This window comes from Pseudomonas mendocina, assembly GCF_003008615.1.
Lineage (GTDB): Bacteria > Pseudomonadota > Gammaproteobacteria > Pseudomonadales > Pseudomonadaceae > Aquipseudomonas > Aquipseudomonas mendocina_C.
Map to the genome: position 1 here is coordinate 1245710 of NZ_CP027657.1, position 14411 is coordinate 1260120.

The 14411-nt window shown below is 63.0% G+C and carries 15 protein-coding genes; 5 read left to right on the top strand and 10 right to left on the bottom strand.

What is annotated here, in order from left to right:
* The first annotated feature begins 8 nt into the window (after nucleotides 1-8).
* The 4 genes from hpf to C7A17_RS05850 are packed head-to-tail and all read left to right on the top strand — an operon-like array spanning nucleotide 9 to nucleotide 1942.
* Entirely contained in the window at nucleotides 9-317 is a 309-nt protein-coding gene (hpf, locus tag C7A17_RS05835) for a ribosome hibernation-promoting factor, HPF/YfiA family (RefSeq protein WP_106737130.1), read from the top strand.
* Nucleotides 318-329: 12 nt separating this feature from the next.
* Complete coding sequence (ptsN, locus tag C7A17_RS05840; protein WP_106737131.1) at nucleotides 330-794, top strand: PTS IIA-like nitrogen regulatory protein PtsN; 465 nt, start codon at nucleotides 330-332, stop codon at nucleotides 792-794.
* Between the two features lie 2 nt (nucleotides 795-796).
* A complete protein-coding gene (gene rapZ, locus C7A17_RS05845; protein WP_106737132.1) occupies nucleotides 797-1654 on the top strand; it encodes an RNase adapter RapZ in 858 nt (285 codons plus the stop codon).
* 15 nt (nucleotides 1655-1669) lie between these two features.
* A complete protein-coding gene (locus tag C7A17_RS05850; protein WP_106737133.1) occupies nucleotides 1670-1942 on the top strand; it encodes an HPr family phosphocarrier protein in 273 nt (90 codons plus the stop codon).
* A gap of 50 nt (nucleotides 1943-1992) precedes the next feature.
* Here C7A17_RS05850 and C7A17_RS05855 read toward each other — a convergent pair whose 3' ends face one another.
* The 6 genes from C7A17_RS05855 to pmbA form a co-directional block, all read right to left on the bottom strand.
* Nucleotides 1993-2895, bottom strand: a complete 903-nt coding sequence (locus C7A17_RS05855) for a ZIP family metal transporter (RefSeq protein WP_106737134.1) — start codon at nucleotides 2893-2895, stop codon at nucleotides 1993-1995.
* Between the two features lie 20 nt (nucleotides 2896-2915).
* Nucleotides 2916-3527 carry a superoxide dismutase gene (locus C7A17_RS05860; protein WP_106737135.1) on the bottom strand — a complete coding sequence of 204 codons (612 nt, stop codon included), beginning with the start codon at nucleotides 3525-3527 and terminating at the stop codon, nucleotides 2916-2918.
* 12 nt (nucleotides 3528-3539) lie between these two features.
* The gene (locus C7A17_RS05865) at nucleotides 3540-3992 is read right to left on the bottom strand and encodes a hypothetical protein (RefSeq protein WP_234035891.1); all 453 of its coding nucleotides are present in this window, start codon (nucleotides 3990-3992) and stop codon (nucleotides 3540-3542) included.
* Between the two features lie 130 nt (nucleotides 3993-4122).
* Nucleotides 4123-5499, bottom strand: coding sequence for a class II fumarate hydratase (locus C7A17_RS05870; protein ID WP_106737136.1), 1377 nt, complete (start codon nucleotides 5497-5499; stop codon nucleotides 4123-4125).
* Nucleotides 5492-5884: a FagA protein gene (locus tag C7A17_RS27055; RefSeq protein ID WP_234035892.1), complete on the bottom strand. Its 393-nt coding sequence runs from the start codon at nucleotides 5882-5884 to the stop codon at nucleotides 5492-5494. Before C7A17_RS27055 ends, C7A17_RS05870 begins: the two co-directional genes overlap by 8 nt.
* 158 nt (nucleotides 5885-6042) lie before the next feature.
* On the bottom strand, nucleotides 6043-7389 hold the full coding sequence (gene pmbA, locus C7A17_RS05880; RefSeq protein ID WP_106737137.1) for a metalloprotease PmbA: 1347 nt from the start codon (nucleotides 7387-7389) through the stop codon (nucleotides 6043-6045).
* 115 nt (nucleotides 7390-7504) lie between these two features.
* Between pmbA and yjgA the strand changes: the two genes are divergently transcribed.
* Complete coding sequence (gene yjgA, locus C7A17_RS05885) at nucleotides 7505-8023, top strand: ribosome biogenesis factor YjgA (RefSeq protein WP_106737138.1); 519 nt, start codon at nucleotides 7505-7507, stop codon at nucleotides 8021-8023.
* A 28-nt stretch (nucleotides 8024-8051) separates the two neighbouring features.
* Here yjgA and C7A17_RS05890 read toward each other — a convergent pair whose 3' ends face one another.
* The 4 genes from C7A17_RS05890 to C7A17_RS05905 are packed head-to-tail and all read right to left on the bottom strand — an operon-like array spanning nucleotide 8052 to nucleotide 14406.
* A complete protein-coding gene (locus C7A17_RS05890; RefSeq protein ID WP_106737139.1) occupies nucleotides 8052-8243 on the bottom strand; it encodes a hypothetical protein in 192 nt (63 codons plus the stop codon).
* Nucleotides 8243-9685 (bottom strand): metalloprotease TldD, encoded by a 1443-nt coding sequence (tldD, locus tag C7A17_RS05895; RefSeq protein WP_106737140.1) that lies wholly within the window; start codon nucleotides 9683-9685, stop codon nucleotides 8243-8245. Before tldD ends, C7A17_RS05890 begins: the two co-directional genes overlap by 1 nt.
* A gap of 2 nt (nucleotides 9686-9687) precedes the next feature.
* Nucleotides 9688-10536 (bottom strand): carbon-nitrogen hydrolase family protein, encoded by an 849-nt coding sequence (locus tag C7A17_RS05900; protein ID WP_106737141.1) that lies wholly within the window; start codon nucleotides 10534-10536, stop codon nucleotides 9688-9690.
* A gap of 48 nt (nucleotides 10537-10584) precedes the next feature.
* Nucleotides 10585-14406 carry a YhdP family protein gene (locus tag C7A17_RS05905; RefSeq protein WP_106737142.1) on the bottom strand — a complete coding sequence of 1274 codons (3822 nt, stop codon included), beginning with the start codon at nucleotides 14404-14406 and terminating at the stop codon, nucleotides 10585-10587.
* Between the last annotated feature and the right edge of the window lie 5 nt (nucleotides 14407-14411).

Here is a 14411-nt window from a genome sequence, read left to right on the forward strand (position 1 = left end):
AAAGCGGTATGCAAGTCAACATCAGTGGACATCAGCTGGATGTGACCGACGCCCTGCGTGACTATATCGGCGAGAAACTCGGCCGACTGGAACGTCACTTCGACAAGATCACCAACGTTCAGGTGACCATGGAGGTCGAAAAGCTCAAGCAAAAGATCGAAGCCACCCTGCACATCGCTGGCGGCGAAGTCGTCGCCAACGCCGAGCACTCGGACATGTATGCAGCTATCGACCTGCTGGCCGATAAGCTCGACCGCCAACTCATCAAGCACAAGGAAAAGCAGCTCGACCGCCTGCAAGGCGCCACAGCCCGCTAACATCCATCCTTCATGATCCGACTTGAAAACATCCTGACCCCCGGCCGTTCCCTAGTGAACGCGCCGGGCGGCAGCAAAAAGCGCGTGCTCGAACAGATCGCCAACCTGATCGCGCGCGACCTGTCAGACCTGGATGCCCAGGATATCTTCGAAAGCCTGATTGCCCGCGAAAAGCTCGGTTCCACTGGCTTCGGCAACGGCATTGCCATTCCTCACTGCCGCCTGGAGGGTTGCGACGCACCGATCAGCGCAGTGCTGCACCTGGAAACGGCCGTGGACTTCGACGCCATCGATGGCGCCCCGGTCGATCTACTGTTCGTCCTGCTGGTACCGCAGGCGGCAACCGACGCTCACCTCGAACTGCTACGCCAGATCGCCGGCATGCTCGAAAGCCAGCAGGTCTGTGAACGCCTGCGCCAGGCACCAAGCGGCGAAGAACTCTATCGACTGATAGTCGAGATTCAGAACGGTCAATGAGCATGCGCCTGATCATCGTCAGCGGTCGCTCCGGCTCGGGCAAGAGCACCGCCCTCGATGTACTCGAGGACAATGGCTTTTACTGCATCGACAACCTGCCGGCCGGTCTGCTACCGGATCTAGCCGAACGTTTTCTCCCGCATAGCGACATGCTGCTGCCGCAGGTCGCGGTCTCCATCGATGCGCGTAACCTGCTGAGCCAGTTGCGCCGCTTCCCCGAACTGCTCGATGAAGTACGCAAACGCAACATTCGCTGCGACGTGCTGTACCTGGATGCCGAAGACGAGACCCTGCTCAAGCGTTTCTCGGAAACCCGCCGTCGCCACCCACTGACCAATGACAATCGCTCATTGGCCGAAGCCATCGCCTACGAAAGCCAGTTGCTGGCGCCGATCACCGATCGTGCCGACCTGAAGATCGACACCACCCGCCTGAACCTCTACCAGCTACGCGATACGCTAAAATTGCGCCTGCTCGGCCAGACCCAGACGGGCACCGCCTTTCTCGTCGAATCCTTCGGTTTCAAACGCGGCATGCCGGTAGACGCCGATCTGGTATTCGATGCGCGTTGCCTGCCCAACCCCTACTGGAAACCCGAGCTGCGGGATTTTTCCGGGCTCGATCAACCGGTCATCGACTACCTCGCCGCACAGCCGGAAGTGGAGGAGATGTACCAGGATATCCACGCCTACCTGGACAAGTGGCTGCCGCGTTTCGCTGCCAGTAACCGCGCCTACGTGACTATCGCCATTGGCTGCACGGGAGGCCATCACCGCTCGGTCTACCTGGCAAGCCGCCTGAGCGAGGCCCTGAAACAGTCATTGCAAAACGTCCAGGTTCGTCACCGCGACCTCAGTTAAGGAACCACAGCCGCGATGCCAGCCCGTGAAATCACCATCATCAACAAGCTCGGCCTGCATGCCCGCGCGGCGGCCAAGTTCGTCGGCGTTGCGAGCACCTATCCATGCCAGGTGCGTATAGGGCGCGCCCCAGAAAGCCTGGTGGATGGCAAGAGCATCATGGCGGTCATGATGCTCGCCGCCGGCAAAGGCACGCCAGTACACCTGCATACCGAAGGTGCCCAGGAGCAAGAGGCGATGGATGCGCTGATCGGGCTGATCGAAAACTACTTCGACGAAGGCGAGTAGCGCCGCCTGGCGCGCAATACGCACATCCTCCCCGTTCTGATGGCAATCGCCTACACCAACGCGGTATCCAGCACCATCATCAGACAAAAGCCGGCCGCCACAGCCAGACTGGCATCGGCGCGGTGTCCATTGGCATGAGCTTCGGGAATGATCTCGTGGATCACGGCGAACAGCATGGCCCCGGCAGCCAGCGCCAAGCCCCATGGCAGCAGCACGTGCGACACACCTACCAGCCAGGCGCAGAGCACGGCGAACACAGGTTCCACCAGGCCTGACGCTGCACCGATCAGGACTGCCTGGCCCCGCCCCATTCCCGCGCTGGCCAGCACCAGGGCGACGATCAGCCCCTCCGGTACGTCCTGCAGGGCGATGCCGATAGCCAAACTATCGGCGCCACTCAGTCCCGCCCCTGCCGCTACGCCAACGGCCATGCCTTCGGGCACGTTGTGCAGCATGATGGCAATGACGAACAGCAAAACCCCGGAGGCCAGGCCGTCCTGCGCTCGATCAGACTCGTCGTGACGCTGTCGCTGCGCCAGCAGTCGTCCCAGCCCCAACAGCGCCGCAGCCCCCAGCAACACACCGATACTGGTGAGCATGCCCGCACTCCAGGGACTGAAGCCCTGCTCGCCGGCGACCTCGAGCGCAGGTACCAACAGCGAAAACACTGTCGCTGCGAGCATCACACCCCCGCCGAAGCCCAGCAACCGGCCGTGCCAACGCTCAGACAACTCGCCCATGAACAACACCGGCAAGGCACCGAGAGCAGTCCCTGTTGCGCATAGCAGGCCACCACGCAGCGCCCGCAACAGTTCAGGCTGCGCGTTCTGGTCGAGCATTACGAGCGCCTGGATGAGCAACAACAAGCCGCCGCACAGCAGAATCGCGCCACCGAGCAGATAGCGAAAAACCCGGCCATGGAGGTCGGGCAAGGACGTCAGCAAGGTTCGCATCCTGTTCACAATCCGCCTGTTCAGCTCAGGGCCTGTCGATATCGGCGCGCCACTTCACGCCATTCGATTACATTGAAGAACGCGCCGATGTATTCCGGCCGGCGGTTCTGATAACGCAGGTAGTAGGCATGCTCCCAGACATCGAGACCGAGAATCGGCGTATTGCCATGCATCAGCGGGCTGTCCTGATTGGCACTGCTTTCCACTACCAGCTTCTTCTCCGGCGTCACGCTGAGCCAGGCCCAGCCGCTACCGAAGCGGGTCAGTGCAGCCTTGGTGAACAAATCCTTGAAAGCCGCGAACCCACCTAGTTCGGCATCGATAGCCGCCGCCAGTTCACCCGCTGGGAGCCCGCCACCGCCGGGCGACATCACCGTCCAGAACAGGCTGTGGTTGGCGTGCCCGCCACCCTGGTTGATCAGTGCCGCATGCAGGCTCTGCGGCAAGGCGCTCAACTGACCGAGCAGTTCCTCGACCGGCACCTCGGCGTAGGGCGTTCCCTCCAGTGCTGCATTCAGGTTGTTGATATACGTTTGATGATGCTTGCTGTAGTGGATTTCCATGGTCTGCGCATCGATGTGCGGCTCCAGAGCATCGTAGGCGTATGGCAGTACTGGCAGGCTATGAGGCATGAGCGGTCTCCTTCAGTGGTAGTGGCGGCCATGACTGGCCTGATTGTTCGCTGGGCGCTGCCAGGCATGACGCTGCGAGGCGCCAAGCAGACGATCGGTACGCGGAAAGGCACCGTGCTCGCTGATGAACTGCAACAGCTCCAGGTAGGTGCGACGGCTGTGATGCAGGGCAACCTCACGCAGGGCCTGCGGCTGCTGCATGTCGGCCAGGGTCTGCAGAAGGCGCTCATGGCTTGCACAGAGGTTCTCCGCAGCCTCCTCCGGCTGACCCAGTGTCAGATGCAGGTCGGCCAGGTTGTGGTGCGAAATGACGAAGGCGGCAACCGCCATGTTGTGATCGGACCAGCGCCCGAACATCACCTGCGCCTCAGCCAGGGCCTGCAGATAAAGCTCGCGAGCCTGCACCCAATCGCCCTGGGAGAAACAGCGATTGCCCGTTTCGATGATGGTTTTCCAGTGCTCCATGACAGACCTCCTGATAGGAACCGAGCCACGCCATGCGGCATGCCGAGCCCATCTCGAAAGCGCCTGCTATCGCGCGTTCGAGATGGGCAAAGCACCCCAGCGACATGACCGGAACTGAAGGGAAAACGGCTCAGAGGCCGCCTTCGGTGAGTTTTTCCGGATTCAGCAGTTGCTCGAGCTGCGCCCGCGACAGATCGGTGTGCTCCAGTGCCACCTCGATGATCGGCCGCCCTTCGCGGTAGGCCTGCTTGGCGATCTCGGCGGCCTTGAGATAGCCGATGATCGGGTTAAGCGCCGTGACCAGGATCGGGTTGCGCTCCAGCGCTTCCTTGAGCTTGGGCTGGTTGACCTTGAAACTGGCGATGGCGCGGTCGGCCAGTAGATGGCTGACATTGGTCAGCAGCTGCATGCTGTACAGCAGGTTGTCAGCGATCAGCGGCAGCATCACGTTCAGCTCGAAGTTGCCGGACTGCCCGGCGATGGCGATGGCTGAGTCGTTGCCGATCACCTGCGCAGCGACCATGGCCGCCGCTTCGGGGATGACCGGATTGACCTTGCCCGGCATAATCGACGAGCCAGGCTGCAGCGCTTCCAGCTCGATCTCGGCCAGCCCCGCCAAAGGCCCCGAGTTCATCCAGCGCAGGTCATTGGCGATCTTCATCAGCGACACAGCAGTGGTCTTGAGCTGCCCGGAAACCGCAACGGCAGTGTCCTGCGAACCGATCAGCGCGAAGAAGTTGCTGCCGGAGGTGAACGGCACACCGCTCAGACCACTCAACTCCCGGCAGAACTGTTCGGCAAAACGCGGATGGGCATTGACCCCGGTACCAACCGCGGTACCGCCCTGCGCCAGCGCCTGCAGGCTGGGCTGTAGCGCACGCAGGTGCTCGATGTTGGCCTGAATCTGCTGCCCCCAGCCGTCCAGCACCTGGCTCATGCGTACCGGCATGGCATCCATCAGGTGGGTACGGCCAGTCTTGACGTAAGGCTGCACCTCCAGCGATTTCTCGCACAGCACCTTGAGCAGATGACCGAGCGCCGGCAGCAAACGCTCATGCAACTCGATGGCAGCACTGGCATGGATGGTGGTAGGGATGATGTCGTTACTGCTTTGCCCACAATTAACATGATCGTTGGCGCTGACCGGACTACCGAGAATGCGGCTGGCCAGCGTAGCGATCACCTCGTTGGCGTTCATGTTGGAGCTGGTACCGGAGCCGGTCTGGAACACGTCGACCGGGAAATGCGCCATGAAGTCACCGTCGAGCAGTTGCTGGCAGGCACCGACGATGGCATCGCCCATGGCCGGCTCGATCTGCTGCAATTCGACGTTGGCCCGGGCGGCAGCGGCTTTGACCAGAATCAACGCACGGATGAAGGGTGCCGGCATGCGCTGCCCGGATACCGGGAAATTGTTGACCGCTCGCTGGGTCTGCGCGCCATACAGCGCCGCGCCCGGCACCTCCAGTTCGCCCATGCTGTCGCGTTCGATGCGGGTGTCATTCATAGGGATGTCCTTGTGCCGGTTCGTTGAATGAGAGGGAGGGTTCCAGGCGCAGCGTCGCCAGGCGATTGAGCAGCACGTTCAGGCTGCGCTGACGGGGGAGGTCGTGTGCCTGTTGCTGCATGACTCGCAGAGGTCGGTAGGCGCGATCCAGGCAGAGGGTGCGCCAATGCCAGGGCAATGCCGGGTCACAGGCAGTGTCGAGCAACAATTCGAGCGTGATGCGCGAGGCGCGCCAGGCATCCAGCAGGCCACGATCCAACAGTTGCCGGGCGTGCCACTCGTGGAACTCGAGCAGGCGCGGTTCATCGGGACGCAGTGCGCAGCGCACGAGAAAGCCCTGCCAGTGCCAGCAGTTCACGCAAGGTGTGAAGAAGGGATAGAGCATGGACATCCACCTGATCATGTAATGATATTTATTCTCTTTTGAGAAAAATAATCAATACAGAATCTATGTGGACTTTCCCACAGAGAGCGACTCACAGCCTCTGGGGATGACAGACAAGCATGGCCCGAACGGCCATGCTTATCTGATTTCAGCGGGACTCAACTCCCGGCGACAGTCATCTTCTCGATCAGTACCGAGCCGGTGCAGATGTTGCCGCGACGTTCCAGGTCACGGCCGACCGCGACGATCTGGCGGAACATGTCGCGCAGGTTGCCGGCGATGGTCACCTCCTGCACCGGGAACTGGATTTCACCGTTCTCGACCCAGAAGCCAGCCGCCCCTCGCGAATAATCGCCAGTCACCAGATTCAGCCCCTGCCCCATCAGTTCGGTCACCAGCAGTCCTCGGCCCATTCGGCGTATCAGCGCCTGCTGGTCTTCGTCGCCATGGGTCACGAACAGGTTGTGCACACCACCGGAGTTGGCCGTGCTCGGCAGCCCCAGCTTGCGCCCGGAATAGGTGCCGAGCACGTAGGAAACCAGCTCACCCTTCTCGACGAACGGTTTGGCATAAGTGGCCAGGCCGTCGCCATCGAAGGTTGCACTACCCAGGGCTCGCGGCAGATGCGGACGCTCATCGAGACTCAACCACTCAGGGAACAGACGCTGACCGAGCGCACCTTCGAGAAAGGAAGAATGGCGATACAGGTTGCCACCGGAAATGGCCGCCAGCAGGTGGCTGAACAACCCACCGGCAAGCTCCGCGGCGAACAGCACCGGCACTTCGCAGGTCGGCACCGGGCGCGCGCCGAGACGGCTGACCGCACGCACTGCCGCGCGCTGACCGATGTCCGCAGCATCGGCCAACAATTCGCCCTGGCGATTGACGTCATACCAGTAGTCACGCTGCATCTGCCCTTCACCCTCGGCGATCATCACGCAACTCAGGCTGTGACGGGTGCAGGCGTAGCCACCGATGAAACCGTGGCTATTGCCATAGATGCGGCAGCCCTGGTGCGTATTGAGGCTGGTGCCATCGGCATTCTTGATCCGCTGATCAGCTGCGAATGCCGCCGCCTCACAAGCCAGCGCCTGTTCTACGGCTTGTTCCGGGGTAATCGACCAGGGGTGATAGAGATCCAGCTCCGGCAACTCGCGCGCCATCAGCGCAGCATCGGCCAGACCCGCGCACTCGTCTTCGCTGGCATGCTTGGCAATGGCCAGCGCAGCCGCCACCGTCTCGCGAATGGCAGCCTCCCCCGTCGCCGAAGTACTCGCAGAACCCTTGCGCTGCCCCACGTAGAGGGTGATGCCAAAGCCCTGGTCGCGATTGAACTCGACGGTTTCTACCTCGCCCTGGCGCACCGTGGTAGACAGGCCCTGGCCAGCAGAAACGGCCACTTCACAGGCGCTGGCGCCCTGACGAGCAGCCTCGGCGAGAATCGCCTCGACCTGTTGCTGCAGCGCTGGCAAAGCCTGCGGCCCGATCCGTTCTACTTCACTCATAACCTCTCCCGATTCTCTTGTCGCGAACGCCAATGGCTCGCTCTCGACTGCCCGCCCACAGGCCGGCAGTCACGGTTACTGCTATCATGGCGGCGTTTCCCTTTGGACCCACCCCATGTCTGATTCCTACGACGACTTCTCCCTGGAGAAGAGCAAATCCCAGGTCAAACGCGAACTGCATGCCCTGCAGGAGCTCGGCGAGCGATTGACCACGCTCAAAGCTGATCTGCTGGCCAAGATGCCGCTGACCGATGCCCTGCGCCGCGCCCTCGCCGAAGCGCCGAAACATACCGCCAACGCCGCGCGCAAACGTCATATCCAGTTCATCGGCAAGTTGATGCGTGAACAGGATGTCGACGCGATCCTTGCCATGCTCGACCAGGTAGACAGCTCCACTCGCGAATACAACGAACGCTTCCATGCCCTCGAGCGCTGGCGTGACCGCCTGATCAGCGAAGGCGACAGCGCCCTGGAAAGCCTCGTCGAGCTCTACCCGGACGCCGACCGCCAGCATCTCCGTGGACTGATCCGTCATGCCCAGCACGAAGCGGCGCATAACAAACCACCAGCCGCTGCGCGCAAGGTGTTCAAGTACATCCGCGAGCTCGACGAAATCCAGCGCGGCTTGCGTTGAACCAGCTCGGGGGGATGCGTCCACGCACTCACCTCGAGCTTGCCAGCCACAGCAGCAGTGGCACGCACCAGGCCAACGTGACCAGTAAACCGACCAGTGCGACCAGGCTGTCATTCCAGCGCCTTGGCTGGATCCGCCCCGCGGACACCAGCCGTAACGTCCAGTAGCCCTTGCCGTACAGCACCACTTCGAACACGAAGCTGAACAGCGCCTCCAGCATCAGGCTCCCGTACCACCGACGGTGATCGCATCGATCTTCAACGTCGGCTGGCCGACGCCAACCGGCACCGACTGGCCGTCCTTGCCGCAAGTACCGACACCACTGTCCAGAGCCAGGTCGTTACCGACCATCGATACTTTGCTCATCGCCTCCGGGCCATTGCCGATCAGTGTCGCGCCCTTGACCGGCGCGGTGATCTTGCCGTCCTCGATCAGGTAGGCCTCGCTGGTGGAGAACACGAACTTGCCACTGGTGATATCGACCTGACCGCCACCGAGATTGGCGCAGTAGATGCCCTTCTTCACCGAGCGGATGATCTCTTCCGGGTCGCTCTCGCCCGCCAGCATGTAGGTGTTGGTCATGCGCGGCATCGGCAGGTGCGCGTAGGATTCACGACGACCGTTACCGGTAGCGGCCACGCCCATCAGGCGGGCGTTGAGCTTGTCCTGCATGTAGCCTTTGAGCACGCCATTCTCGATTAGCGTGGTGCACTGGGTCGGCGTGCCTTCGTCATCGACGCTGAGCGAGCCGCGGCGCCCAGCCAGGGTGCCGTCATCGACGATGGTGCACAGACTGGAAGCGACCCTCTCACCCACCTTGCCGCTGTAGGCCGAACTGCCCTTGCGGTTGAAGTCGCCTTCCAGGCCATGGCCAACGGCTTCGTGCAACAGCACGCCGGACCAGCCGGCCCCCATCACCACCGGCAGCGTGCCGGCTGGCGCCGGGATGGCCTCCAGGTTGACCAACGCCTGGCGCAGCGCTTCACGGGCGTAGCCCATGGCCCGGTCTTCATCGAGAAAATAGCGGTAGTCGGTTCGCCCACCACCGCCGTGACCACCGCGCTCGCGACGACCGTTCTGCTCGACGATGACGCTGACGTTGAAGCGCACCAGCGGGCGGATATCGGCACTCAGGCTGCCGTCATGAGCGGCGACCAGGATGCGATCCCAGACCCCGGCCAGGCTCACAGTCACCTGTTTGATACGCGGATCCAAGGCACGCGTGGCGCGGTCGATGCGCTGCAGCAACTCGACCTTCTCGGCGCGGCTCATGACGTCCAGCGGATTGCCTTCGGCATACAACTGGGTCACCTGCGGGCTGACGAAGGCCTGCACGCGGCCCTGCTGGCCAGCACGGGAAATCGAGCGCGCGGCACGGGCGGCCTGGCCCAATGCATCGAGGCTGATCGCGTTGCTGTAGGCGAAGCCGGTCTTCTCACCGGACTGCGCACGCACCCCGACACCTTGGTCGAGGTTGAAGCTGCCTTCCTTGACGATGCCGTCTTCAAGCGCCCAGGTCTCCGAAACCTGACTCTGGAAATACAGATCGGCTGCATCGATTCCCGGGCCGGCGACCTCGCCCAAGACAGAAGCGAGACTGTCCAGCGTCAGGTTACCGGGGGCGAGCAGATGCTCGCTGACGGATTGCAACATCGTATTCATGGTCACTCCACAACGATCGGACGTGCTACGTCCGATGGAAAGAATCGGCGGTGCTGCTGCACCGGCATGCGTTGGCGAATCGCCGCCTGCTCAGCGGCATCGCGTGAGGCCAGCAAAACGGTCTCGCCCTGATCCTGCTCGGCCAGTACCACACCCCAGGGGTCGACGATGGCCGAATGGCCAAAAGTCTGCCGTGACCCTGGGTGCTCTCCGCCCTGTCCGGCCGCCAGCAGGTAGCACTGAGTTTCGATGGCGCGCGCACGAATCAGCACCTGCCAGTGCGCGGCGCCGGTAACGCCGGTGAAGGCTGACGGCGCACTGATCAGCTCGGCGCCCGCCTGGCGCAACGCCGAGTACAACTCGGGAAAACGCAGGTCGTAGCACACCGTCAGGCCCAAACGCCCGACCGGGGTATCGGCCACCACCACGCGCTCACCATGCGCGAAATCATCGGACTCACGGTAGCGACCTCGATTGTCGCTCACGTCCACATCGAACAGATGCAGCTTGTCATAACGCGCAGCGCGCTCACCCTGCTCGTCTATCAGCAAGGAACAGGCCCGCGGCTTGCCCTCGGCATCATCGTCAGGCGGCAGCGGCAAGGTACCCGCCACTATCCATAAGCTGAGGTCGCGCGCGGCCTGTTTCAACCAGGGCAGGATTGGCCCTTCGCCCAGCGCCTCGGCCCGGCCGATGGCCGCCAGGTCACGGCGCCCCATTGCGGCGAAGTTTTCCGGCAGCACGGCCAGGCGCGCACCGCCCTGGGCGGCACGCTCCAGCATGCGCCGAGCCAGCCTGAGATTGGTCTGCACATCATCCTGGCTGACCATCTGAATGACGGCGAGATTCATGGACACCTCATTGGTAGCGTTCTGCACAGGCTACGCCATGTCGCCACGTCATTGCGGTTTTTCGAAGGGTTTGTCGAAGCTGATCTCCGGATCCTGCATCGAGCCCTTGACGTCGTACTGCACGCTGGCAAAACGCGCCACCCTGTCGCCGAGCAGCTTGTCGACGACGAACAACGCACCACCGATGGCAGGAGCACCGACGATCAGCGCCGCCAAGGGCAGGTTGTTGGTCACCGGCAGAGTAACCAGTAGCTTGGCATCGACCCGCTCGTTGCGCACATCGAGATTGCCCTTGAGCTCGAGGTTGCTCGAAGGCCCGGTCATGGTGATCGGCTCATTGGTGACGAGCAAACCATTGGTGGCCTGCAGGTTGCCTTTGACCCGGTCGTAGCTCAGGCCCTTGCCTAGCAGGTCGGAGAAGTCCAGACGCAGCCGGCGACCGATGGAGTTGAAGTTGAGCACCCCGAACACCCGCAGCGCCTGGGCCGAGCCCTGCACCTCGACGAACTGACCGTTGCGCAGCGAAGGGTCGAGATTGCCACTGAAGCGTTTGAGCGAGAACCACGCCGGTGAACCCGGCCAGTTGCCGTCAGCATCCAGGCGGAAGCTCTCGCTGGTCACGCTGGGCGCATAGCCCCAGGCCTTGAGTACCTCGCCCAGATCCTTGCCCTGCAAACGCCCCTTGTACCAACTACGGGTATTGCCAGGATCACCAGACCAGCCAGCAGAGCCACCGATCCTGAGCCCTTGCAGGTCGAGATCGAGCTCGTCGAAACGCACGCCCTGCGCCTCCGGACGCACTTTCAGCGACCAGGCGCCGAGCACCTTGTCGCCGCGCTGCACGCGCTCGATACGAATATCCAGCGGTGGAATCTGGCGGGGGTCGAAATCAGCCAACGGATCGGGCGCATCGGCTGACTTTTCGGCGTCCGGATCAGGCGCAGGCAGTCGTACATGCTGCAGGTCGACACGAATCGGCACACCCTCGGCGTCAGCCACCACCACCCGCCCGGCGGCCAGCGCACTGTCGAGCTGCAGTGCCCAGGCCTGGCCTTCGCGGGCCAGCCCCACATTTACCTGCTCGACCTGCTGGCCAAAACCGCGGAAGCGCCCGATCTCGAGCTGGCCGCCTCTGAACAGACGCTGGCTGTCGGCATCGACGCTGACCTTGTGGCTCTTGCCAGCCTGCTGCCAGGCGTCCAGATCCAGTTCATCGAGACGCCCGCGCACACGCAGGCCCTGTCCGGGTGGCAGCCCGGCTGCGCCACCACCCAGCACCACTTCGCCACGCCCATCAGCCAGAGCCGCGGCAGGCGCTGCCAGACTCAGGCTGGCCACATCGCCATAGTCGGCCCAATAACGACGTTCACGCCCGGAGAGAGTCATGCGCCAGTAGGCCTGACGCTCCTGCGTCGCTGCCTTGCCGAAGGGTGCTGGCAGGTCGATGGCGACGCCGTTCAGGTTGGAGTCGACGCGCAACTGACTGTCATCACCATCAAGAGTCAGACGCAGGCGATAAGGCAACAGCCCACTGACTGGCAAGCTCTGCGGGCCACCCAGCCACTGGCTGAGCGTATCGACCTGAACCTGGCCGTTCAGATCGAACAATGTGCGTGCGCGCCCACGTGCCCCCTCGGCGCTGATCTTGCCGCGTACCTGACGACCGAATACCTGCGCCCGCACATCCGGAGCGCTCAGGCCGGTGGCGCTGTCGAAACGAAACGCGCCCTGCACTTGATTCAATTGCAGGTCAGGATTGGCCAGTTTGAGGTTGGCGCCCTCGGTGGCGAAATCCACCACGACACCCGGTTTCTGCCCTTTCTGCAGCGGGATATCCAGTTGCAGGCGCCCGCTCAGAGGGCCTTCCCCCTGCCAACCGGCGAAGATCTCACCGGTGCCCAAGGGTGCTTCCTGCAACAGCTTGATGGCATCACCGAGGCTGCTTTGCACCTCGCCATCGAGTTGCAGTCGCGGCGGTTTGCCATCGTGCAACAGTGGGATGGTCGCGGTGACGTCATTGACCTGGCTATCCAGCAGGCGGCCCTGCTTGAGACGCACACGCACGGCATCGTCCTCGATCAGCACCTCGCCACGCCCCTCGCGCAGCGACGGCCAACCTGGCTGGAAGGCCAGCTCGGCGTCCTTGACCAGGAAGAACAGGCTGAGACTGCGCGCACCGAGAGGCGCGCCCTTGTTCAGCGAGCCCTGATACTGGAAATAGCCCTCCTCGACCTGGCCAGCATGGATCGCGATCTTCAGCCAGTGGTCGAGTTCGGCACTCATACCCGGCGAGCGGCTCGGCAGATACTTCTCGGTGTAGGCCGCGTCACCATCGCGCAGGCCCACGCGCAAGTCCATGTAGTCCTCGGCCTCGGGATCGCGCAGCAGGCGGATGAGCATGTCGCCGGCAATCTGCCCTTCTTCGCCATCCAGACGCATGTAGGGGCTGACCAGGGTCAACCCTTCTTCATTCCACGCCCAGCTCAGTCGCGCCTGGGCATGACGGTAGCGCCAGGGTTCGGGGAACAGCTGATCCAGGTGCAGGGCAAAATCTTCGGTATTCAGGCGTAGCTCACCCTGAAACATATTGCCGGACACACTGCCACTGACGTTCTCCGCCGCCGGAGCACCGTGATAGGCCTGAATCCCCACCTTGGTCAGGTTGGCGGCGAACTGCAGGCGCTCGGCGCCTTCGCGCTGCGGGTAATAGTCGAGCAACAGATTGCTCACTGCGCCGACCGGCGCCAGCGCCACCAGAACCTCACGGGCCCGCTCCGGCATCGGCGCCAATGCCTCAACCAGCGGTGCCCAGGCGTCCAGATCGAGGCGATCGGCCGTTAGCGCCCAGCGCTCGTCGGCACTCTCCCGATCCTTCTGCGCCAGGGTCATGTGCACTTCACCGATACGCTGCTCGCCATGAGTCAGCGCCAGTGAGTCGATCTGTGCGCGTACACCTTGGTCGTCCTGGCTGAAATAGGCATTGAAAGCCAGATCCTTCAGCGTCACGGCCTCGCGCCTGGCCTGACCACCAATCAGCTCGGGCGCATGCAGACGCAGAGCGCCCTTGCGCAGGGCCAACCCTTGCCCCTCGAGCCAGAGCTCACCGCCTGCTTGCAGGCGCTGCAACTGCCAATCGCCGAGCAGACGTTGTGGCAACCAGGTAGCCCAATCACTCTGTGGCAGGCTCAGGTACAGCTCCGATTTGGCTTCACGCCAGGTCTGCGGCTGCATCCGGGTACGCAGAAGCAGGGCAACCGGTTGGCCGTCCGGCAGCAGCAGGCGGCCGTCCAGACGCTGACTATTGGCGCCATAACGCAGGCTCAGATTGACGTAGCTGAGCAGCAGCGGTTCACCGTCATGCGGCTGCAGCACGACACGGCTGTCGAGCAGGCTGACCCGGTGCAGCACACGTGCCTGCTCCAGCACCTTGGCGACATCCAGCTCGGGGCTGTTGCGCTGCGGCAAGCCCTGCAGGTGCCAGGCGCCCTCTTCGTCTTCCTGCAGGTTCAGTTGCAGGCCGTCGAATTGCAGATGGGCGATGCGAGGCTGCCATTGCAGCAGGCTGCCCAGCATGTCCGGCATCAGTTGCACACGCTCCAGGCTGAGGCCCTCGCCTTCCTCACCGAGCTGCACATCATGCGCCACCAGCAGCGGAGCGAAGCCCTGCCAGCGTCCCTCCAGACGACCGATGCGCAGCGGCATGCCCAGCGCCTCGCTAGCCCGATCCTCCAGTTCCAACCGGTATTCGGCGACCAGCGGTACGAGTTCACGCCCCAGACTGACATACAGCGCAGCCAGAACCAGCAATGCGGCGCAGCACCCCAGGCCCCAGCGCAGCAGGCTCAGGGTAAAGCGGCCGATCACGCCCACTTCAG